At 70.3% G+C, this 21,603-nt stretch carries 19 protein-coding genes and 2 pseudogenes; 13 read left to right on the forward strand and 8 right to left on the reverse strand.

Going from position 1 to position 21,603, the window contains the following annotated elements; all coding sequences use genetic code 11:
• Positions 1-4: 4 nt before the first annotated feature.
• On the reverse strand, positions 5-1,414 hold the full coding sequence (locus ABZ953_RS25825; RefSeq protein ID WP_361727836.1) for an MFS transporter: 1,410 nt from the start codon (positions 1,412-1,414) through the stop codon (positions 5-7).
• An 805-nt stretch (positions 1,415-2,219) separates the two neighbouring features.
• Between ABZ953_RS25825 and ABZ953_RS25830 the strand changes: the two genes are divergently transcribed.
• The 10 genes from ABZ953_RS25830 (at position 2,220) to ABZ953_RS25875 (ending at position 11,727) form a co-directional block, all read left to right on the forward strand.
• Positions 2,220-2,984, forward strand: coding sequence for a tRNA-dependent cyclodipeptide synthase (locus ABZ953_RS25830; protein ID WP_361727838.1), 765 nt, complete (start codon positions 2,220-2,222; stop codon positions 2,982-2,984).
• Positions 2,985-2,986: 2 nt separating this feature from the next.
• Positions 2,987-4,006, forward strand: a complete 1,020-nt coding sequence (locus tag ABZ953_RS25835) for a 2OG-Fe(II) oxygenase family protein (RefSeq protein ID WP_361727840.1) — start codon at positions 2,987-2,989, stop codon at positions 4,004-4,006.
• Positions 4,003-4,932 (forward strand): 2OG-Fe(II) oxygenase family protein, encoded by a 930-nt coding sequence (locus ABZ953_RS25840; protein WP_361727842.1) that lies wholly within the window; start codon positions 4,003-4,005, stop codon positions 4,930-4,932. Before ABZ953_RS25835 ends, ABZ953_RS25840 begins: the two co-directional genes overlap by 4 nt.
• Entirely contained in the window at positions 4,929-6,530 is a 1,602-nt protein-coding gene (locus tag ABZ953_RS25845) for a cytochrome P450 (protein ID WP_361727845.1), read from the forward strand. The genes ABZ953_RS25840 and ABZ953_RS25845 overlap by 4 nt, the downstream gene beginning before the upstream one ends.
• Positions 6,527-7,495, forward strand: coding sequence for a 2OG-Fe(II) oxygenase family protein (locus ABZ953_RS25850; protein ID WP_361727848.1), 969 nt, complete (start codon positions 6,527-6,529; stop codon positions 7,493-7,495). The genes ABZ953_RS25845 and ABZ953_RS25850 overlap by 4 nt, the downstream gene beginning before the upstream one ends.
• A gap of 52 nt (positions 7,496-7,547) precedes the next feature.
• Complete coding sequence (locus ABZ953_RS25855) at positions 7,548-8,504, forward strand: 2OG-Fe(II) oxygenase family protein (RefSeq protein ID WP_361727851.1); 957 nt, start codon at positions 7,548-7,550, stop codon at positions 8,502-8,504.
• On the forward strand, positions 8,501-9,442 hold the full coding sequence (locus ABZ953_RS25860) for a 2OG-Fe(II) oxygenase family protein (RefSeq protein ID WP_361727854.1): 942 nt from the start codon (positions 8,501-8,503) through the stop codon (positions 9,440-9,442). Before ABZ953_RS25855 ends, ABZ953_RS25860 begins: the two co-directional genes overlap by 4 nt.
• A gap of 79 nt (positions 9,443-9,521) precedes the next feature.
• Positions 9,522-9,947, forward strand: coding sequence for a hypothetical protein (locus ABZ953_RS25865; RefSeq protein ID WP_361727857.1), 426 nt, complete (start codon positions 9,522-9,524; stop codon positions 9,945-9,947).
• A gap of 110 nt (positions 9,948-10,057) precedes the next feature.
• Positions 10,058-10,612: a DoxX family protein gene (locus ABZ953_RS25870; RefSeq protein ID WP_361727859.1), complete on the forward strand. Its 555-nt coding sequence runs from the start codon at positions 10,058-10,060 to the stop codon at positions 10,610-10,612.
• Positions 10,613-11,364: 752 nt separating this feature from the next.
• A complete protein-coding gene (locus tag ABZ953_RS25875) occupies positions 11,365-11,727 on the forward strand; it encodes a DoxX family protein (RefSeq protein WP_361727862.1) in 363 nt (120 codons plus the stop codon).
• A 284-nt stretch (positions 11,728-12,011) separates the two neighbouring features.
• Here ABZ953_RS25875 and ABZ953_RS25880 read toward each other — a convergent pair whose 3' ends face one another.
• Positions 12,012-12,401 (reverse strand): hypothetical protein, encoded by a 390-nt coding sequence (locus tag ABZ953_RS25880; protein ID WP_361727865.1) that lies wholly within the window; start codon positions 12,399-12,401, stop codon positions 12,012-12,014.
• A gap of 352 nt (positions 12,402-12,753) precedes the next feature.
• Between ABZ953_RS25880 and ABZ953_RS25885 the strand changes: the two are divergent.
• Positions 12,754-13,152 (forward strand): annotated as a pseudogene (locus ABZ953_RS25885) (YhjD/YihY/BrkB family envelope integrity protein); the annotation flags it as partial.
• Between the two features lie 142 nt (positions 13,153-13,294).
• On the opposite strand, the gene ABZ953_RS25890 reads toward ABZ953_RS25885, so the two are convergent.
• Positions 13,295-14,107, reverse strand: coding sequence for an acyl carrier protein (locus tag ABZ953_RS25890; protein ID WP_361727868.1), 813 nt, complete (start codon positions 14,105-14,107; stop codon positions 13,295-13,297).
• 220 nt (positions 14,108-14,327) lie between these two features.
• On the reverse strand, positions 14,328-15,506 hold the full coding sequence (locus ABZ953_RS25895) for a cytochrome P450 (RefSeq protein ID WP_361727870.1): 1,179 nt from the start codon (positions 15,504-15,506) through the stop codon (positions 14,328-14,330).
• A gap of 210 nt (positions 15,507-15,716) precedes the next feature.
• Between ABZ953_RS25895 and ABZ953_RS25900 the strand changes: the two genes are divergently transcribed.
• Entirely contained in the window at positions 15,717-17,186 is a 1,470-nt protein-coding gene (locus tag ABZ953_RS25900) for an FG-GAP-like repeat-containing protein (protein WP_361727873.1), read from the forward strand.
• Between the two features lie 24 nt (positions 17,187-17,210).
• Here ABZ953_RS25900 and ABZ953_RS25905 read toward each other — a convergent pair whose 3' ends face one another.
• Positions 17,211-18,143, reverse strand: a complete 933-nt coding sequence (locus ABZ953_RS25905) for a LysR family transcriptional regulator (protein ID WP_361727876.1) — start codon at positions 18,141-18,143, stop codon at positions 17,211-17,213.
• Positions 18,144-18,304: 161 nt separating this feature from the next.
• Here ABZ953_RS25905 and ABZ953_RS25910 point away from each other — a divergent pair, with 161 nt between their 5' ends.
• Positions 18,305-18,853, forward strand: coding sequence for a sugar O-acetyltransferase (locus tag ABZ953_RS25910; protein ID WP_361727879.1), 549 nt, complete (start codon positions 18,305-18,307; stop codon positions 18,851-18,853).
• 71 nt (positions 18,854-18,924) lie between these two features.
• On the opposite strand, the pseudogene ABZ953_RS25915 reads toward ABZ953_RS25910, so the two are convergent.
• From ABZ953_RS25915 to ABZ953_RS25925, 3 genes and pseudogenes are all read right to left on the reverse strand, one after another.
• Positions 18,925-19,080, reverse strand: a pseudogene (locus tag ABZ953_RS25915) (dienelactone hydrolase family protein); the annotation flags it as partial.
• Positions 19,081-19,099: 19 nt separating this feature from the next.
• Positions 19,100-20,302, reverse strand: a complete 1,203-nt coding sequence (locus tag ABZ953_RS25920) for a lytic transglycosylase domain-containing protein (protein ID WP_361727882.1) — start codon at positions 20,300-20,302, stop codon at positions 19,100-19,102.
• A gap of 26 nt (positions 20,303-20,328) precedes the next feature.
• Complete coding sequence (locus tag ABZ953_RS25925) at positions 20,329-21,603, reverse strand: lipase family protein (RefSeq protein WP_361727885.1); 1,275 nt, start codon at positions 21,601-21,603, stop codon at positions 20,329-20,331.

Below are 21,603 nucleotides of genomic sequence, written 5' to 3' on the forward strand. Positions count from 1 at the left end.
TGCGTCATCCCCCCGACCCGCGTCGCACCACGCCCTCCCGCAGCTTGATCCACACGGCGAGGACCGCACACGCCGCCAGACAGCCCGCCGCGGTGCTCAGCAGTGCCGTGTCGGCTGCTGCTTCCGAACCCACGCCCCGGTCCTGGTCGGTCACGGCCCCGGCCAGTCCGACGCCGAGGCCGGCGGCCACGGTGATGACCGTCTTGGTGACTCCCGATGCCTCCCCGGCCCGCTCCGGCCGGATCACCGCCTGAGTGGCGATGAGTGTCAGTGAGTTGGCCACTCCGAGCACCGCGCCGCCCACGGTGGCCACGGCTACGTACAAGGTGAGGGAGGAGGTCCGGGCGAGGCACGCCAGAACCAGCGCTCCCCCGCACAGGCAGCCCGCCATCAGTCGTACCGCGGCCCGTGGCGGCACCCGCCCGGCGAGCGGCCCGGCGAGCGCCATGGCCAGCGCGGGGGCCAGGAACGCGGTGCCCGCAAGGACGACCGAGAGGTCCCACTGGCCCTGGAGCGTCAGCGGTACGACGAACAGGAACATCACGGTGGTGGTGTTGGCCGCGGCACCGGCCAGCGTGAGCGCCATGTACGGCCCATTGCGGAACAGGCTGAGCTCCACCAGCGGATGGGCCGCGGACCGTTCCCGCCGTACGAACAGGATCGCCAGGGTTACGGCGACGGCCACGCCCACCAGCACTGCGGGCCATGGCCAGCGCGGTCCGCGGTCGATGACGACGCAGAGCGCGGCCAGCGCGGCCGTGGCACCGGCCAGGCCGCTCCAGTCGACGCTGCGGGGCGCACTGGTGTCGTAGCTCTCGGCGGTACGTGACGCGCAGACCGCGCCGAGTACGGCGAGCGGGACGTTGAGCCAGAACACGGCACGCCAGGACACCGACTCGGTCAGGGCGCCACCGATGAACGGACCGCAAGCGGTGGCGATCCCACCGATGCCAAGGGCCCAGCCGGTGGCACGGCCCCGGAGTTCGGCCGGGTAGACGTTGGTCAGCAGGGACAGCCCCACCGGCATGATCATCGCGGCCCCGGCGCCCTGGGCCACCCGGGCGCCCACAAGGACGGGCAGGGTCGGGGCGAGCGCGCAGACCAGCGAAGACGCGCCGAACACGGCAAGCCCCGCGACCAGGAGCCGCCGTCGGCCGAACAGGTCGCCGAGCCGTCCCGCCCCCAGCATCAGCGTGCCGGTGGACAGCAGGTACGCACTGATCACCCACTGGAGACCGTCTCCGCCCGCGTGCAGGTCGCGGCCGATCTGCGGCAGTGCGAGGTTCAGGCCGAACGAGTCGAGCTGGATGCAGAACACACCCACGGACATGGCGAGGAGTGCCCATCGCCGGGTGGTGAAGGGCGGCGTCGTCGCGCCGCCCACACCGTCTTTCAAGGTCGCGCCCTTGCTCACGATTGCCCACTTCTCCTCACGGTCGGCCCCTCTGGGGGTGGTTCCTGCTGACGCCGCACGGCCGGGCGGCGCGACGAGACACTGGTGGCGAGGGGGGATGTCGCAGCCGAAGAGCGCTCCTGGACGCAGTGCGCCGCTGCGGAAGAGGAGGAGGGCTGAAGAAGTGGGGGCCGGGATGGTGGGGCTGCCCACGGGAAGTCCGATGTGCCACGCCGACGGGTCCGCTGCGTGGATGACGCAGGTCCGTGCCTTGGCGGGCGGTCGGGACCAGATCAAGGTAACCGACCCCGGGGCGCTTGCCAACCCGTCCCCGTGCGGACCCGGACGTTGCCCCGGAGAACAGGATGAGTCGGCGTATGGGCGTAATCCGCGCTGAACTGCCAGTATCTGGCGTTCCGTCAGGCGTGAAGAAAACATCCAGCCATCTCGGGCGGCACTGCGGGCTGTGACCCTCTGGTCATGCTGGGGCACTCCCCGTCTCCGGTGGCGCCACCTCACGCTCCCCGTCTGTGCCGCGAATTCCCCGCCGAGCCCTGCGCGTTGACCATTTCGCGAAGGGCGAGGTCCCGCGCCAGGAGCCTGTCTGCCACACGTGCTGCGACCACACAGTCACCATCCGTACCACCCGGCCAGGTTCATGCCGCCTACACCGACCAAGGGCCTGGTCAGTTGCCGTAAAACGCTCCGAAAACGCGGCCACTCGGCGCGGCGGCCTGATCTCCACCCCGGGGCCTTGGCTTTCGGTTCAACCTCCTGTTAGTAATTTTGGGCGGCCGACGAATGCCATTCCTGCACCTCTCCCCCCATGGATCAGGCGGATGTGATGTCGTTAGATACGCAGGGGACCGCTGCTCCGATACGCCGGACAGCACCCACCCGCAGGACGCGCTACAAGGCAGAGATTGCCTCCGTTTCTCCGGATACGAGCAGGAACACCTTCGAGCAGTACGAAACATGTTTTCTCGGTGTCAGCCTGGAGAACAGCAACTTCACCACCCCCAAACTCGCGAGCATGGTGAAGTGGGTCTCCCGAAGGTTCGGGCGATGCACTGTACTCATCGGCGACAGCATTCACCGGCTCACTCTGGAGTCGACTCAGGCGCTTCCCCCCGCCCGTGCCCGGGAACGGGCGCTGGAGCTCGGCCGGCACTTTGTCGAGGCCGAGGAGAAGGTGTTCGACGAGTACCACGACCGCACCGACTTCACCGTCCTGAACTGCAGCGAAGTGCAGTCCGGTGAGAGGTACGCCGAGTTCCACAGCAAGTTGCGGGCATTTTTCGACGAGGACGAGGCGTTCCGCTCCTCGGTCGAAGCGTTCGGTCATGCCTACCACCGGAAGCGGTCTTACGGCATCAGCAAGACCGAGTGGGAAAAACGCATTCAGATGTCCAACGACTACTTTCTCGAAGAGTTCGCCATCTTCGCCTGCCTCAAAGAGCAGGGGCTGCCTGTCATGGTGTATCCCGGATCGTTCAGCACCCTGTCCGAGATAGCCAAGGGTGACCATCCAGGAGCCCCGGAAGAGCTACGCGACCTGATCGTGGTCTCCCTCCATCTGAAAGGCCGGTGAGCATGGCAGCCGAGGCTCGTGACCTGGTCCCCGAAATACGGCGGGGAAAGATATACCAAGACGTTTACGAGAAGCGTGCGCCCGACCGCCCCGCATTCGGCGAAGCACACCTCGAAAAGGCCCGCGCAGTAGGCGGGACGCTGGACTTCGGTGGTTCCGCGGCGCGCCACCGGGCATTCCGGGACGGCGTTTTCCTCCTGGAGATTCCGGGCGATCTCGACGTCTCGGCGGGTGACGCGTTCGCGCGCCAGTTCCACGAGGGCCCAGCCACGGCGCCGTACGGCCGGTTCCGCGACATCACCAGCGACCGCTTCGGGGATCCACTGCTCGGATTCCACCAGCGGATCAACCAGATCGAGCAGTTCCTCCTCGAACGCCGGTTCTGGGCCACCGCCTATCCGCCGGAGATCGCCGCCTTGGGCGAGTCGCTCACCCGGCTCTCCCGGCACGTCCTGTGTTCCGTCCTCTCCGCGGTGGGCATACCGGAGCGGGACTGGCGGCGGGCGACCGGCGGCTGCACATGCTACGCGGGCTCATATCACCTGACGTTCAATCACTACCGGCCCGCACACGAGGACATCGGGCTGAGCTCCCACAAGGACGACGGGTTCCTCACCATCCTGCGGACGACCGCCCCGGGCCTCGAAGTCAGCCGCGAGGACCACTGGGAGACCGTCCCGGCCGACCCCGGTTGCTTCATCGTCAACTTCGGCCTGTCAATGGAGATCCTGACGGCGGGCAGCCGCCTGCCCGTGGCCGCCATCATGCACCGGGTCGCCCGCCAACGGGACGACCGGTCCAGCTTCGGGCACTTCAGCTCCAGCGGCTGCCTGCCCGGCGAGGACGAGGGCATCTACCGCTACGTACACGGCAGCGGCCTTGAGCGCGTCTGCGGCTCGCGCGAACTCATCGACGAGAACGACTACGAGATCTACTCCGGTACGGACGCGCCGACCCGGCCGGACGCCACCGTCACCCGAGACCGCGATGACCGCCCCGCCACGAAGGGCGTACGCCGATGACCCTCGACACCATGCCCCTCCAGCGCGCCGCTGTAACAGGCCCCGGGCTGCGCTTCGACGCCGCCGGTGGCCTGTCCCGGGCTCTTCGGGACGGCTGCTTCCTGCTCGCCGTGCCCGCCGGGTTCGATCCGGGCCCGGGCATCACTCTGTGCCGCGAGTTCCACCGGTCGCCCGACGAAGGGCCTGCGGCCACCCGGGCGTACCGCGGCTTCAGGGACGTGCCGGGCGTCTACTTCGACCGGGAGCACTTCCAGACCGAGCACGTGCTCATCGACGGCCCCGGGCGGGCCCGGCACTTCCCGCGTGAACTCCGTGCCATGGCTCAGCAGATGAGTGCTCTAACGCTCCTTGTGCTGCGGGCCGCGATGACCGACCTTGGCATCGCGCCCGCGGTGTGGAGCGAGATCACCGGTGGCGCCGTCGACGGCCTCGGCACCCACTGGTTCGCGGCGAACCACTACCGGCCGGAGCGCGCCAAGCTGGGCTGCGCCCCGCACAAGGACACCGGATTCGTGACCGTGCTCTACAACGAGGAGCCCGGCCTCGAAGCGTCCGTCGACGGCGCCTGGGTGCCCGTCGACCCCGTGCCCGGCCACTTCGTGGTGAACTTCGGCGGCGCCTTCGAACTGCTCACCGCGGCCCTCGACCGCCCGGTGCGGGCCATTTTGCACCAGGTGCGGCAGTGCGCCCCGACCCCGGGCGCCGCGGACCGCTTCTCCTTCGCGGCCTTCGCCAACCCGCCCGCCACAGGCGACCTCTACCAGGTGCACGAGGACGGCTCGGCCGCGCCCGTGCGCAGCTCCGAGGAGTTCCTGCGCGAGTTCAACGAGCAGACCTGGTCCGATCGGCACGCAGACTTCGGCATCGCCCAAGATGACGCAGGCATCGCCGATGTCGTCGGCGCGCGGGGAGGCGGCACGTCATGAGCGTCTCGGCCGACCGCCTCGGCGCCCCGCGGCAGGGCAGGACCGTTGCCCTGCCGCAGGCCCCCGGCGCGCCATTCCCCGGCATCGTCGCCCACCACGACGGACCCAGCCGGCTGCACGGCCACGCCCCGGCATTCCATGAGGCGACCGTGGTGCGCGGGGAGCCCGCCTCGCACTACTTCCGCGCCTCCGGCATCAGCGCCCACGCCGAGGAGAACGGCGGTCTCTGCACGTTCTGGATGGGCCGGAAACTCGCGGTCTACCAGATCACCAACGAGCCGCTCGCGGGCGAGGACGTCCTCGCGCCCTCCACCGACGCCAACCGCGAGCTGTTCGGCGACTTCATGGGCTCCTTGCCCCACGACCACCCGGACCGACCGGGGAAGCGGGCCGTGGTCGAACGCTCCCTCGGCAACGCCAAGTTCGTCGAGCGCCTGGAGCCCGCCGTCCGGCGGTACACAGCCGACCACCTCGGCCGCGCGGCCGGCCGGCCCACCCCGCTCGACGACTTCACGCTGTCCCTGACGGCGTACGTGGACAGCATGATCCCCGGTGTCCTCGATTTCACCCAGCGGCCGCTGCCCGAGTACCTGGACTCCGCCGGGTACGGCCGTGTGGTGCGCGGCTTCTTCGACCTCGCCTCCGACGTCATCAGCAACGACAACCCGGCGGCCATGCGCGAGTTCGACGTCATCGTGCCGTTCGTGCGCGACCTCCTGACGGACAACTTCGACGCTTTGGCGGACGCGCCCGGGTCCAACATGATCCGGCGTCACTTCGCCCTGTGGGGGCTGCCCTTCACCCTGCGCTCCGTGGCCGCGCTCGACACGGCGCGGATCAAGGAACTGGGCACGGTCATCGTCGCCACGTACGACACGACGGCGCTCAGCCTGATGTGGGCGATCGGCTACGTGGAGGCCACGCCCCAGGTCAAGGACGCCGTTGTGGCGGAGGCGAGGCGCACCGTAGGGACGGCGACGGCCGGGACGGGGTGCCCGGCCGCACACCCGACGGCGCACACGGGCCCGACGGCGCACACGGGCCAGACGGCTCACGCGGGCGCCGCCCCGTCCGTGATCGACCTCGCGGTCCTGGAGGCCGTACGACTCGGCGGCAGCAATCCCAGTGCCCTGTGGCGCCGTACGACCGAGCCCTTCACCCTGCGGCATCGGGGCGCTCCGGTGACCGTTCCGCCGGGCACCATGATGTGGCTGGACCGGCGGCAGGCCAACCGCGATCCCGCCGTCTTCCCCGAGCCGCGCCGCTTCACCCCGGCCAACATCGAGGCCATCGTCCGCTCAGACCGGGAGACGGTCTCCTCGCTGCTCTCCCGCGGCCGCTACGAGATCAACTCGTTCAGCATGGTCAACGCCGGCCGGAACCCCCGCAAGTGCCCCGGCCGGCTCTTCTCGGTACGGATGCAGTCCGTGGTCCTCGCCGAGATGTACGGCCGCTACTCGGTCGCCACGCGGGGCACCGACCTCCAGCTGAAGCACCATGCGTCCATGCCGCGCCCGGCACGGCCGGGAAGCATCACGATCCGGCCCGAACCCGGCACACCGCCCGACGCCGTAACCCCGAGGGAGCCGACCCCATGACCACCGCGAACTCCCGCACCGCGCGGGCCCGTTTCCACTCCACCACGGTGCGGGACCCGGTCAGCCTGCCGCCGATGCCCAGCGAGCGGCAGGCTCGGGCCGACTACCCGCCGGTGGACCTCGAGCGCTCCTGGTTCGACGGGGACGAACTGCTCTTCGAGCGCGAAGGAGGCTTCGACCGCGCCCTGACCAAGGGCTTCTTCCTTCTGCGCATACCCGACGGGCTCGACACCGGCGCCGGGGACCGGTTCGCCGCGCACTTCCACGAGGCCCCGGCCGCTGACGGTCTGGATCCCTACCGGGGCTACCGCCATGCCGACGTCCCCGGCACCTACCAGGGTTACTTCGACCGCGAGCACGACCAGTGGGAGAACTTCTACATCGAGAGGGCGAACTGGGCACTGCTGCCGCCCGAGGTCGCCGGCCTCGGCCATCGGATGACCAGCCTCGGTGTCGCCGTCCTGCGCGCGGTGCTGCGGCACGTCGACGTACCGAAGGACCTGTGGAGCGAGGTGTCCGGTGGCCTCTGCGACAACGGTGGTCACCAGATGCTCGCCTTCAACCACTTCCGATCGCGGAAGGAGACCCGCGGCTGCAAGTTTCACCGTGACTCCGGGTGGGTGACCGTGCTCCGCTCCTTCGAGCCGGGGCTCCTCGCACTCATCGACGGAGAGCTGGGCGCCGTCAACCCCGAGCCCGGCCACTTCATCGTGAACTTTGGCAGCTCACTCGAAGTGCTCACCTCCGCACTGCCGCGGCCCGTGCGCGCGAACGTGCACGGCGTGGTCTCCACCGAGCGCTCGGCGGGCCGGGCCGATCGCATCTCGTACGTGACGTTCCTGGACTCCGCCCTGGACGGCACCGTCTACCGCATGGACAACGGCACGGCGCACCCCGTGCAGTCGGTCGCGGACTTCGCCGCCCAGGAAGTGAGCCGGACCTATGACAACGACGCCGCGCTGTAGCCGGGGCACGGGCACGGCACCGGCGGAGACCGACCAGGACGGGAGTCGCACCATGACGGACACTGCACAGGCACAGCAGACACGGCAGACACAGCAGGCACAGCAGAAACAGCAGTCACAGCAGGAAGGGCGGGAAGAGGCCCACCTCACCCTCCCCGCGGCCGAGGCCGACGCGGGCACCCTGCGGTTCGCCACCGCGGACGACACCGAACGGGCTCTCCGCATCGGCGCGTTCAACGTGGCTGTCCCCGAGGACCTCGACGTGCGCGCCGGACTCGACTTCTGCCGCACCTTCTACAAGGCGGGGACCGGTGATCCGGCCGACCGTCACCGAGGCCACCGCGAACATGGCCACCCAGCCTCCCGACTCGGCTACGAGGACCGGCCCGACCAGGTCGAGCAGCTCCAGCTGGAGAGCTTCCTGTGGCAGGAGTACCTGCCGGACGAGGTCACCGCGGTGCTGCGCCGCATGCGGCAGCTGACCCTGGACATCCTCTACGGCGTGTTCGACGCGGCAGGGGTGCCCGAGGCCGACCGCGACCTCATCACCGGCGGCGCCCCGCAGGACACGGGCCTGTGCTACACGACGGTCAACCACTACCGTGCGGGCCTGAGCGACCGCGCCGGGATCGTCGAGCACTCCGACAGCGGTTTCATCACCACGATCTGCACCGACCAGCCCGGCTACGAGATCCTCCACGAAGGCCGCTGGCTGCCGGTGCGCGAGCGCCCCGGCCACTTCACCGTCAACCTCGGTGACGCCTTCCGGGTCCTGACCCGGAAGCTGCCCAGGCCCGTGACCGCTGTCTACCACCGGGTGCCGGAGCTGCGCCCGGCTGACGTGGGCGACGGGGACCGCTCCTCGTTCACGGTCTACATGGGGCCCCGCTACGACATGCCGCTCTACCAGTACGACACCGAGGGGATACTGCGTGAATACCAGAGCTTCCGCGACTTCTCGGTGGAGAAGGCAGGCAAGCTCGGCTACGACTTCCACTCCCGCGTATGAGTACGGCGGCCGGACACCCGCGTACCATCGCGCAGCAGGGCTGGCAGTTGGCCGAACTGCGCGCCGGTGAGCTGCACTTCACCGCCGAGGACGGGCTCCGGCGCGCTCTGAAGGACGGCTTCTTCTACGTGCAGCAGCCCGCCGGCACGGACCTGTCGGCGGGGGACTGCTTCGCCCGTTCCTTCTACCTCCCGGCGGAGGACCCGGTAAGCAGCGCCGCGGAGCCTCAGGACCCGTACCGGGGCTTTCACCGCTGGACGGCTGAGCAACTCGGCCGCCACCAGGGCTACTTCTGCCGGGATGCCGACCAGACCGAACAGTTCTTCCTCGAGAGCGCCTGGTGGGACCATGTCTATCCGGCCGCGCTCGCCCGGCAGGCCCAGCGCATGCGGGACTTCGCGCTCGACGTCCAACGCGCGGTGCTCGCCCGCCTCGACCTGCCGCGCGCACTGTGGGACAGAGCCACCGGACACAGCCTGACTCCGCACGGCACACACACCCTGACCTTCAACCACTTCCGCCCGGAGGTGGCCGCGCGCGGCCTGAACATCCACAAGGACTCCGGCTGGGTGACGGTTCTGCGCTCCACCGAGCGCGGACTTGAGGTGGACCGGGACGGCGGATGGCACCCCATCGACCCGGTCCCCGGCACCTTCATCGTGAACTTCGGCTGCGCGATGGAAATCCTGACCCGGCGGACCGCCACACCGGTGGCCGCGGTGGCCCACCGAGTGGTGCGCCAGCCGCCGAGCGACGGGGCCAAGCCCGACCGCTTCTCGTACGCGCTCTTCGTCGACAGCAGTCTCGACGAGAGCGTCTCCCCCGGCCTGTTCGCCTACGAGCCGGGCAGCGGTCTGCACCTCCAGTCGGGGTTCGGGACCTTCCTCGACGACATCCTCGACCACACCTACCGGGAGGACACGAGCGGTCTGTACTGAGGTCTGAGCCAGGACACCCTCAGCGCCCTCGGGACCGCAGAGATTTACTTGAAAGTTCAAGACGGGTAGGGTGCCCGGCATGAGCCAGAGCGGCCCGCACCGTCCCCGCAGCGGCCGGAGCACGAAGACACGGCTGATGCGGCCCCGGGGCGGCACGGCCCGAACGACGCTGCTCACCCTCGTCTTCCTCTTCCTCGTACCCCTGTTCGGCGTCCAGGGGACGACGGATTCGGCATCCCCTGGACCGACGACCGTCCACACCGCGACCGTCTCCTACGTCGCACCCTCGGTGGACTCCCCCGATGACGACCGAGGCTGCCACGACGGTCAGCCGACAGATCCGCACGGCGCGATGGTGCCGCGTCCCGAGCAGCCGGGGTCGTCCGTCCCCAAGCCGACGTCCACACCACCGGTTCCCCCGTGCGCCCCCCTGGCCCTCTCCGGTACGCCTCACTCGGACACGACGTCGGTCGACCTGTACCGAATCCAGATCATCAGAACGTAGACGGGTCTCTCCACCCGCAAGCCGACAGGGCCATACAAGGTCCGTCGGTGCGACTTCGCCATGCCTTCGGCGGCAGCCGAACGTATGGCCTTCACTCACAGGAGAGACGCATGTCCATTTTCACCAGCACGCGCACCACACCCCGGAACGAAGCCACCTCCCTCCCCGCGCCCTCCCGGTCAGGCAGTGACGCCGGGCTCCTGCTGCTGCGCTGGGCGGTCGGCCTGACCATGGCCGCCCACGGAACCCAGAAGCTCTTCGGCTGGTTCGGCGGGGGCGGCCTCGACGGCACCGCGGACTTCTTCGCGAGCAACGGCTACTCGGCCGCTCAGACGATGGCGGTGGTCGCCGGGCTCACCGAGACCCTGTGCGGCCTGGGCCTCGTGGCCGGTCTCCTCACGCCGCTCGCCGGGGCGGGCATCGTGGGCATCATGCTCAACGTGGTCGTCGTGAAGTGGGGCGGCGGGTTCTTCAGCCCCACCGGCATCGAGTTCGACCTGCTGCTCCTCGTCGCCGCCGCGAGCCTGGCGCTGACAGGACCCGGCAGGCTCGCGGCCGACCGGCTCCTTCCCGTACTGCGCGCACACCGGCTCGTGCACGGCGTCGCCGCCGTGGCGCTCGGCGCCGTAGCGGCCGGCATCACCCTGGTGGCTCTTCGGAGCTGACGCCTCTGATGGTTTCCCTGCCCTGAGAGCACCGACGGGGATCCTACTGATGGGGGGGCCAGTAGGATCCTGACGGGCCGTCAGGCTGCGAGACCCCAGCTACGGATGTCGGCCCGCCCCTGCTCGCCACAGGAAACATGCCGGTCGGCAGCGACCTGTGGACCGGCGTGCGCGTCCTGGCACGGGACAGCGCAGCGTGGTCGCGCTCAAGGAAGCGTCCTGGCGACCGGATCGCGCACGGTCGGGATCGCCACCGGTTTCCGGACGGAACGGGGCATCGAGACCAGAGGCCAGTACCGGGACTACCGGGACGCGGGCGGGGTGATCCGGCGCCGACAACGTGCTCTTAGCCTCCCTGCACGCCGCCTCCGACAGCGGCTTCACGTACCTCAGCTGCCGAGCAACACCGCGCTCGAGGCTGCCTGCTACGGAGTCGGCGCCTACCGGCCACCTACGTGGCGACCGGCACGAAGGAGCGCGAGGTACGTGGCTCCACGCCGCGCCGATACCCACAAGGTATCGGAGTTGCGGAATGAGTCTTGGACAGCCGCAGGGCTCTAGCGGTGCACTCATCGCGCTGCCCGTTGCGTGACCGAGCCCGTCATCGACCTCACGCAAGTCAGCGGGACACAGCAGCCGGGGAACTCGCACGCTTCGCCTTCCGCGCCGCTCAGACAGTGGCCCGGCTTTCTCCAGGGGGGCGCCCTGGGAATCAACAGGCCACCTGCAAGCAGTGGCCGTAAAGGGGAATCATGAACATCGCATACTGGATCGTCGCCACACCGCTCGCCCTCTTCTACGTCTACGCGGGCGCGATGAAGGCGACCCGCAGCCGCGATCAGCTGCGCCCGATGATGGTGTGGGTCGACCGCATGTCTCTGCCCGCGATAAAGGCACTGGGGACGGTCGAAGTACTCGGCGCCATCGGGCTGATACTGCCGCCGCTGACCGGCATCGCGCCCGGGCTGGCACTAGCTGCGGCCGTCGGCTTCGTGCTCCTGCAGATCGGCGCGGTTGCTGTCCACCTGACCGACGAGGATCGCCAGATCACCCTCAACGTCGGGCTCATCGCCACTGCGGCCGCAGCCACTTGGCTGGCCACCACCTGGTGGTGAAATGACACGGTCCTCGACCGATGGATGAGCCCGCGGGCCGACGGCGACAGCCCCTGCGACCGCAGCTATCCCTTGATCCATTCATGGAATGTGATCCGAAGAGGTGAGCGATGATTCCGGCCAGTGGGCTGCGCTGCCGGAGCAGTGATGAGGGCGACAATGCCTGCGGGAGCGGCGGGCGCGGTGAGGCCGGAGACGGAGGGCCGCCCGGCCACGGCGCCCCCCCCTGCGGTCAGGACCGGTCCACACCCGGGCGGGTCTCAGCAGCCGAGCGCAGCACGCGGTCACGCCTCGTCCCTCGGCTCCGTGCGGTGGTCGAAGTAGGCCCAAGCGAAGATTCCCACGGCGGCGACCAGGCCCACCGCCACGGCCTGGACCACGGTCGGCGCCCCTCGGGTGAGGAAGCCGGTGGCACCTGCCGCCAGCGCACCCACCAGCATGATCATGCGGCTGGCGAAGGTCTGGGCCGGGGCGCTGCCCCGCTCGACGAACAGCCCCTTGACCGCCGCCTTCGCCGGCTGCCGCGCCCCGCGGCGCCGCTTCGCCCGCAACTCCAGTCCATAGCCGATCGCCAGGTACAGCACGAGAATCCCGATGAAGCCGGCCCAGTCGGCCGGACCGTCCAGCGCATTCCCGCGCGCCATCACCGGAGATGACATCACCACGTCCAGCACGGCACCCCCTCTCCAGCGCCGGCTACGGCGCTCGCGTGCTCGCTCCCGCAAGACCTCGGGCTCTCGCCCCTCTCGTCCCAACTACCCGCAGATGCGGCGAAGTTGCCTGCGCCCTTGCTCCACTCTCCGAAACGGAGCGCCGGACCGCGTGGCCGATGGCCGAGGGGGCATGCGGAGAGGAACACACCACCGTGTCCCCGCCTACCCGAGGAGCAGCCCCGTCGTGGGAACCGCCGTCCGCGTCCCAGACCCGGGACATGATCGGAGAAGAACTCTCCGGTGACGAAGCCTTCACCGGAACTGACGCTGGCCCGGATCGTGCCGGGTGCCAGTTCCGAGGTCGTGGAGAAGGCTGGGGTTCGTCGTGATGGTGGCCGGTAGGGCCGTGGGCGACGCGGTCGCGCGCACCGCCGGAGACCAGCACGGCGGCATCGGCAGGTGGGACGCGCTGGCGATACCCGCCGGTCTCCTGCTGGCCTGGCTCGCGTCGGCGGTGATCCTGCGCCGGGCCCCACGACGCGTACAGCCCGGCTACACCTGGCTCGCCCTCGGTTCGGCGGTCCATCTCACGCTGTGGGTCGCGGCCACCTGGCTGCTGGCCCTCTACCTGGGCAAGAGCGAGGCGTTCGGCGCCGTCTACGGCACGCTCACGGCCTTCATAGCCCTGCTGCTGTGGGCGAATCTGACCGCTGTGGCACTGTTCCTCGGCATCGCTTTCGCCGCCCAGCTCGAAGCCGCCCGCGCCGGGATACACGAGCCGGTCCACCCCGACCCGCGCGAGCTCATCGGAGAGCTGTCCACCCTCAGCCCCGACGTCCACATCCGCCGCGAGAGCACCAAGCGGCTACAGCCAGCCTGGCCACGCCGACCACGATGTACGGATAGTAAATGCGCTAGCGGCGAGGCAACGAGGTGTTGGTGATCGGTAGTTTCTGTTCCGTGCCCTTCACGTAGAGATCCCGGGGAGCCGTCCGCAGGCGGAACGCGCCGTCGTCGCGCGAGATCCGCACGGAGAGCACGAAGAAGCCGTCGTCCTCGGCCGTCGTCCTCACATGCGTCTGGCTCTCCCAGTCGGTTTGCAGGAAGACCTCCGTGCCGCCCGGGTCGACGCCCTTGGGAAGGTCCACCTTGCCCTGGACGGTGAGGATGTCGCCCGCCTTCACCTTCTTCTTGTTGACCTTGTAGCTCACGGAGCTCGGCTTGGCGTCGGCGGTCACGGTGGTGTCCGCGAAGTAGCCGTCCTGCGGGGTGTTGGGGTCGCCGTCCTCGTCGTAGAGGGCCGTGATCTGCACTTGCTGCTCGACGTTGAGGAGGCTGCTGCCGCTCACGTGGTCGATGTCGACGCCAGGCAGGGTGAATCTGCCGTCGGCGTCGCTCACCGGCGTGCCCAGGTCCCGGGGCTCGTAGTAGTGGGGGTCGATCGGGTCGCCCCACGGGTTCCAGGTGGTGAAGCGGACGACTTCCTGGAGAGTGACGGGAATGCCGGGGGCGGGGGTGCCGTCGGGCTTGGTGACGGTGCCGGTCACCTTGACCCTGCGGTCGTCGTAGTCGGTCCTGGCCGGGTCGGTACTCACCGTCAGGACATAGGCGTCGCCGGTCGAGGGGGTTCTGGACTCGGCGGCGGCGGTGGGTAAGGACAGGGCGCCTGCAACGAGGAGGAGCGCGGCGGTGGCGGCCAGCCGCGCGGGCAGAGGGCTTCTGGACATGCGGTCAACTCCAGCAATCGGTCGGAACGGTGGGGACCAGTCAGAGCTGGTCGGGCAGGCACCGGGTTCGACGGGCGGACCGGAGGAGTAGTTGTCCGCCACGCGGCCGCCGTTACACGGCTGTGGCGAGAGGGTGATCCGTCCCGATTTGTACTTCAACTCGTCCTGGGCCGCAGAACACCGCACGTTCATCCACCGCCACGGCCACGGCCACAAGCCGCTAGACCAGGACCGGGAGCGAGACGAGTCCGCGTACGAGTCGAGTGCGCCGCCACTCCAGTTGATCCGCCGGTACGGCAAGACGGACGCCGGGGCGTCGGGTCAGCACCGCGCGCAGGGCGATCTCCGCTTCGGCCTTGGCGAGTGGGGCGCCGACACAACGGTGGATTCCGTGGCCGAAGCCGAGGTGGGCGATGGCGTCCCGGTCCAGGTCGAGCAGGTCCGGCGAGGGGAACCGCGCGGGGTCGCGGTTGGCCGCTCCGAGCACGACCTGTACCGGGGCGCCCGCCGGGATCTCCGTACCTCCGAGCGTGACGGGTTCCGTGGTGAACCGGAACGTGGCCGTGCCTACAGGGGAATCGAACCGGAGCAACTCGTCCAGCAGGGCAGGGACGTCGTCCGGGTCGTCCCGGAGGCGGCCGAGCCCGGCCGGGTGCTGGAGGAGCGCCAGCAGGGCGTTGCCGAGGAAGTTGGTCGTGGTCTCGTGTCCGGCCACGAGCAGCAGCACCGCCAGGGAGACCAACTCCTCCTCGCTCAGGTGGTCGTCCCCGTCGCGGGCCGAGATCAGCCGGTCGAGGAGCGAGCTGCCGGGGGACAGTCGTCTGGCGGCGATGAGCTCCGTCATGTAGTCGGCCATGGAGTGGCTGGCCGCGTCGATGACGTCCGGTTCTCCCGCCGCGAACAGCTCCGCGGACCAGCGTTGGACGTGCGGCCGGTCGGCCTTCGGGACTCCGAGCAGTTCGCAGATCACGATCACCGGCAGCGGCTCCGCGAGGCCCGCCACGAAGTCGAACCGCTCACCGACGCGCCACTGATCCAGCAGCCCGTCGGTAACGCGAGCGATGAACGGGCGCAGTTCCTTGACGGCCCCGGTCGTGAACGCCTTGGTCACCAGCTTGCGCAGCCGGGTGTGCCGGGGCGGGTCGCTGGCCAGCATGGTGTGGGCGACCGCGGGGTGCAGGCGACGCCGTGACCCCTTGCCCGCGAAGAAGACGGCCGTGTCCTTCGAGAGCCGGGCGTCGCCGAGGGCTGCTCTGGCCTCCGCGTAGCCGGTGACCACGTAGCCGGGATGCCCGCCGGAACCGAAGGGCAGGGGTTGCACCGGGCAAGTGGACCGCATGGCCGCGTAGGACGGATAGGGGTCCTGGAGGGTGCGGCGGCCCTGAGTGGGGTCGGTCATGTTCTCGGGCTCTTCATGTTCTCGGGCTCGTCATGTTCTCGGGCTCCCACTGGTTACGGTCGGCCGTCATCGGCGGCAACGATAGCCAGATCCGACGAGGGCGTGACAATCGGTCGTCCGCCGTGCGGCGGTCACGTCCGTACAACCAGCTCCGCCCTTCGGCCGTCACACCAGGTAAAACCGCACCCCGTCGACCGAGTGGGGGCCTCCGTGCCGAACAACCGCCGCATTCTGACGTACGCCATCGCAGCCGCCGCCGCGGCCACCACCGGGCTCGTGATGCCCGCCGGTGCCTCCGCCGCCGCACCCCGTCCCGCCACGAGCGACTTCAACGGCGACGGTTACGCGGACGTCGCCGTAGGCGTCCCGGACGGGACGGTCGGCGGGCTGGCCAAGGCCGGGTACGTGAACGTCGTCTGGGGCGGCCCGAGGGGCCTCGGCGCCCACGGGAGCGTCCGTGTCACCCAGGCCACTCCCGAGGTCCCCGGCACCCCGGAGGCGGGCGACCGCTTCGGCGCGTCCGTGGCCCTGACGGACCTCAACGGCGACGGCATCGCGGAACTGCTCGCGGGCGTTCCCGGCGAGGACGTCACCGACCGCGGTACGGACGCGGGCATGGTCATCGCCGTGGGCGGCTCGGAGAACGGGCCGGGACCGGCGTCGACTGTCCTGACCGGGCCTGCGCCGTCGGCGGCGTACGGCATGTCGATCGCGGCTGCCGACCTCACCGGCGGCGAGAACAAGACGATCGTGGTCGGCGGCAAGGACAAGGTCGTCGCTCGGGTCATCGTGGGCGAGGACAGCATGGTCACCACCGTCGTGGCCGCGCCCATGGGCGGCCGCGCCCCCGTCCTTGCCACCGGCGACTTCGACAACGACGGCACGGCGGACCTGGCCGTCGCGTACTGGACCAAGGACGACCCCAACACGCAGTCACACGTACGCCTGTGGAAGTGGGACGCCGACCGGTCCGAGATGGCCAACTTCTGGAACACGGACAACGCCGGCGCAACGGCTCTGGCCGCCGGTGACTTCGACGGCGACGGCCGCGCTGACCTGGCGCTCGGCGAATGCCGTGAGATCGCCGACGAGAACATCGACGACCCGTGCGGCCCCGAACAACTCGCCAAGGGCGGCGGCGTCCACATCCACTACGGGAGCCCCGCCGGCGGCCCGTTCGGCCGCCGCGCCCAGACCCTCAACCAGGACACGGCGGGCGTCCCGGGCGTGGCCGAGGACGGTGACCGCTTCGGTGCCGCACTCGCCGTCGCCGACGTCAACCGCGACGGCCGCGACGATCTGGTGGCCGGCGCCCCCGGTGAGGCCATCGGACGCGATGCGGGTGCGGGCGCCGCCTGGCTGCTCCGCGGCGGCGCCAAGGGCCTGCTCGACGCGGGCGGCGCTGCCACGTCCGTTGCCTGGAACCAGGACACACCGGAGGTGCCGGGGGTCGCCGAGGCGGGCGACACCTTCGGCGCGGCCGTCGCCGCGGGCGACCACAACGCCGACGGCGTACCGGACGTCACGGTCGGATCCCCTGGTGAGAACGCCTCACTGGGCGCCGTATGGCTTCTGCCGGGCGGCTCCGCCGACGGCTCGGCGGCCTTCTCGCCCCGCACGCTCGGTCTCCCGTACCTCTCGACGGCTCAGAAGTACGGCAAGGCGCTGAGCAGTCACTGATCAGTCACCGAGTCACCGAGTCGCTCAGTAGCTCCTCAGCTGCGGTGTCCAGGTGCCGCTGTCCGGGCGGCCGGGGTACGCGGCGGCGAGATGCCGACGCAAGGCGGTAAGGGACGGGTGGGGGCTGCCGGTGCGGCAGATCAGCGAGTGAGGGTACAGCGGGGTGGGGTCCCTCAGGGGGATGCGGCGCAGGTCGTGACCGGCCGGCCACACCAGGGGGGTCTGTTCGCTGACGAACGTGGCCAGGGTCGTGGAACCGGCGATCGTGTCGAGCAGGGGCTCGATGCCGAAGTCCGGGCCGACCGAGTCGATCACGATGCCGAACGCGGCGGCGAGTTCTTCGTAATACGCGGCCCACTCGGTGCCGGGAAGGTTGCCGGGCATCCAGATCCGTCGTCCGGCGAGTTGGGTGGGAGCGAGGACGGGGGCATTCGCGAATTCGTGGCGTGGTCCGGTGAACAGGTGCAGTGGTTCGTCGAATACGGGAGTGGCCTCCACGCCGCGCGGCAACGTGCGGCCCTGCATGGCGACGGCACGAAACGTCGCATCGATGGTCCCGTCCCGTACGGCGGCGACGGCCGTGTCGGAGTCGAACAGCGTCACGACGTCCAACTCGATCTCGGGATGGGCGCGATGGAAGCCGCGCAGCAGCCCTGCCAGGGAGAGCTGCCGGCCGATCACGTCCACGCGCAGTGCTCGATGACCGGGCCGCACCGACGCGACGGCACGCTCGGCGGAGTGGAGGAAGGTCCGGGCATGGGGCAGGAACGCCTGCCCGTCGATGGTGAGCCGCGCGCCGCGGGCGTCACGGGTGAACAGCTGGACCCCGAGCTCCTTCTCCAGCGCGGCGACGCGTTTGGACACGGCCTGCGGCGTGACCGAGAGACCGGCGGCGGCCTCAAGGAACTGCCCCGCGTCCGCGACGGCGACGAAGGTGCGCACAGCCATGACGTCCATGCGGCTCATCCTATGCGGGCAACAACCACTACGGACAACCAGGTGTTGTTCGTAGCCATCGTGATCGTTGTTTGATTCGGGCGTAGTCACGTCGCTTTGATGGAGCCGGTCAACCCATGACCAACCATTGGTTGTTCGGCCCCTGCACCGGAGGATTCCTCATGCCTGATCAGAACCGGCTCTACGTCCGCACTCCCGAGTGGGCGCGAATCGCCGAGCGCATCGAGTACGTGACCACGCTCACGTCACGTCTCAACGTCCTGCCCTTCGATGACAAGGTCTCCCGCGCGGCCCTCCTGTCCGAGATCTTCGGCAAGCAGATCCCGGACTCCGTCACCGTCTATCCGCCCTTCTACACCGACCACGGATTCCGCATCGACTTCGGCGAGCACGTCTTCGTCAACCAGAGCTGCACCTTCTTCGACCAGGGCGGCATCCGCCTGGGCGACGGCGTCCTGATCGGTCCGAAGACCAATCTCATCTCGTCCGACCACCCTCTCCCTGCCGCCGACCGAGTCGACTACATCACCCGGGCGCCCATCACGATCGGAGACAACGCGTGGCTGGGCGCGGGGGTGACGGTCCTTCCCGGTATCACGATCGGACGCGGTGCCGTGGTCGGCTCCGGAACCGTCGTCACGAAGGACGTTCCCCCCAACACCCTGGTGACCGGAACGGCCGCGTTCGCACGCAAACAGTGGAGCGACTGAGTCCGTGAACCCGAAGCCCGGCATCCCCCACTCGTGAGGGCTGCCGACCGGATCACTCCGCCAAGCGCAGACGCGGCGATGCGATCGAGGTCGGTCCGCGGTTCGGCGCGCAACACGTCGAGCGCCGCGTGGCCGATGCTCCGCATCCGGTCAGGGCCCTCGGGCCCGACCGGAACCGCGGGGCGGCGGTCGTCACCGGCCGCGGGCAGCGCCAGGTGGCCCACCAGCCACCGGCAGAGCACACTCCTAACCCTTAACGGGGCGCGAGGCGCACGGGTCCGGGGGTTCCGAGTCCGACGGTGAGGGAGAAGGCGAGGGAGAAGGTGAAGGGACGGACGGGCCCGTCGGGGTGGGGGACGGGTCGTCGGAAGGGGTCGGGGTGGGGGTGGGGCACTCCGGGGCGGTCGGGGACGGGTCCGTAGGTTCGGGGGCGGAGGGGCCGGGGGCGGAGGGGCCGGGGCTTCCGGGGGGCGAGGGGGTCGGGCCGGGGTGGGGCGGGGAAGCGGTGTCGCCCGGGCGCGGGCGGGGCGGGTTCGACGGTCGGGGGCCGACGACCACGCCAGCGGGCCGGGTCGCGGGGGTCCTGCCGCCCGGTCCGGGGCCGGTCGGCAACGGGCCCCGGCCGTCGGGCACCTCGTGGACGCCGCGGCGGTAGAAGTCCAGCCAGGCCAGGACGGTGCGCAGGTAGGCGCCCGAGTGGTTGTAGCTGAGGATCGCCCGGTCGAGGTCCGCCCTGCCGGTCAAGTCGCGGTCGCCCGCGCACAGGTAGCGACCGGCGGCGAGCGCGGCGTCATGGATGTTGCTGGGGTCGGCGCGGCCGTCGTCGTTGCCGTCGGCGCCCCAACGGGCCCAGGTGGAGGGGATGAACTGCATCGGCCCCACCGCCCTGTCGTAGGTCGTGTCGCCGTCGTACGCCCCGTCGTCCGTGTCGGAGATCCGGGCGAATCCGGCGCCGTTGAGGACGGGCCCGAGGATGGGCGTGAGGGTCGTGCCCGCCGCGTCGACCCGGCCGCCTCCGGCCTGTCCGGACTCCACCTTGCCGATGGCCGCGAGGAGTTGCCAGGGCAGGCCGCAGCCGGGGTCGGTGGCGGCGAGGGTGGCCTCGGCGCGCCGGTAGGCGGTGAGGACGGTGGCCGGGATGCCGGACTGGGTGCGCGCCGCGGCAGCCTCGCTCCTGCCGATCGGCACGCCCTTCCCGGCCCGCAGGGGCGGGAGTTCGGTGTGGTAGGCGTCGACCGACGATCCGGCGGGCGAGCCCCAGCCGCCGTCCGCGGTGCCGCCCCCGGTGCCGTTTTCCGGGTCGGCGCCATGGTGGGGCGGGGCGAGTGGCCCTCCGGGCGCGGCCGACGCGGTGAGTCCGGCCAGCGCGAGGGCCGCGACGACGGTGCCCGCCATGCCGCGGCGAAGGCGCCTGCTGCCCTTCCTGCGGTGCCTGTTGTTCGTTGCCATGACTCACCTCTCGGAATGTGCGGCGCTCAGCAGTTGGAGGTGGCGGGGCGGTCCGCGAAGCGGTCCGCGAGATACCGCATCGCCTCGGCGTCGGCGGCCTGGATCGGCCGGAGGTGGTCGGCGACCGGTGGGCGGCCCGTGGTGTCGTACGTTTCCCAGGTCAGCGGCACGCCTTGGGCGCAGTACTCCTTGTGCAGGTCGTCGGCCTGGTGCGGCTCGACGAGGGCGTCCTGGGTCGCGTGGTACTGGAGCACCGGCACCTTGATCTTCGGTGTCCTGCCGAGGGTGTTCTCCGTGTAGCGGGCGACCCAGGCCGCGTCGACCAGCGGGCTGCGGGTGACGTACGCGGACAGCGGCTTGTTGCCGTACTTGTTGATCATTTCGAGGGCGCAGCCGCCCGCTTCGAGATCGGCGACCATGGCGCGCCCGGCGTCGTTGAGTACGGCGTCGAACTTGAGCTCCGCGTAGGTGTTGTTGAGGCCGATGAGGGCGTAGAAAAGGAAGCCGGAGCCGGGGCGGCCGTTGAGCGGCAGGGCGACCTCCATGAGGTTGCCGGGGACGCCGCCCGCGACGATGCCCTTGAGTTTGAGTTCGGGCGCGTAGTCGGGCTGGAACTCGCCCGCCCACAGCGCGGCGCCGCCGCCCTGCGAATAGCCGCGGAACGCGACCGGCGCGTCGGCGGAGAGTCCGGCGGCGGGCAGCCGCTGGGCGGCACGGACCGCGTCGATGAGGGCGGGGCCGAGGGACTTGCCGACCATGTACGTCGTCTTCGGTGCGGGCCGGTAGCCCTCGTAGTCGGGGACGGCGACCGCGTAGCCCGCTTCGAGCATGGCGTTGATGACCCACTGCTCGTACAGGGCGCCCTTGGCGATCAGCCGCGACGGGGTGCAGCGGAAGGCGGGGCCCTGGGTGCCGGGTCCCCAGCCGACGACGGGCCGTGACGCGGGGGCGCCGCCCTTGGGCACCATGACGGTGGCGGTCGCCGCGCGGGGCTTGCCGAGCGCGTCGGTCGACCGGTACATCACCTGCCAGGTGTCGGCCAGGGCGCGGGGTGTCGGGGTGCCGGGGTTGACCTCGCGGGAGCGGATGACGTCGCCCGGCCTCCCTTCGGGCAGGGTGCCCGGCGGCACGTAGAAGTCGTCGGGGGGCAGTGTCGTGGCGGCGCTCGCGGCGGGGCTCGTGGCGGCCGGGCGGGGCTCGCTGCCCGCCGTGCTCGCGGAGAGCGTGCAGGCCGCGAGGATCAAGGTGAGGACGACGGTGAGCCGTCCCGCACGGCGGAAACGGGATGCGGGGGTTGGCAT

Origin of the sequence: Streptomyces sp. NPDC046465, from assembly GCF_040646035.1 — a bacterium.
Classification (GTDB): domain Bacteria; phylum Actinomycetota; class Actinomycetes; order Streptomycetales; family Streptomycetaceae; genus Streptomyces.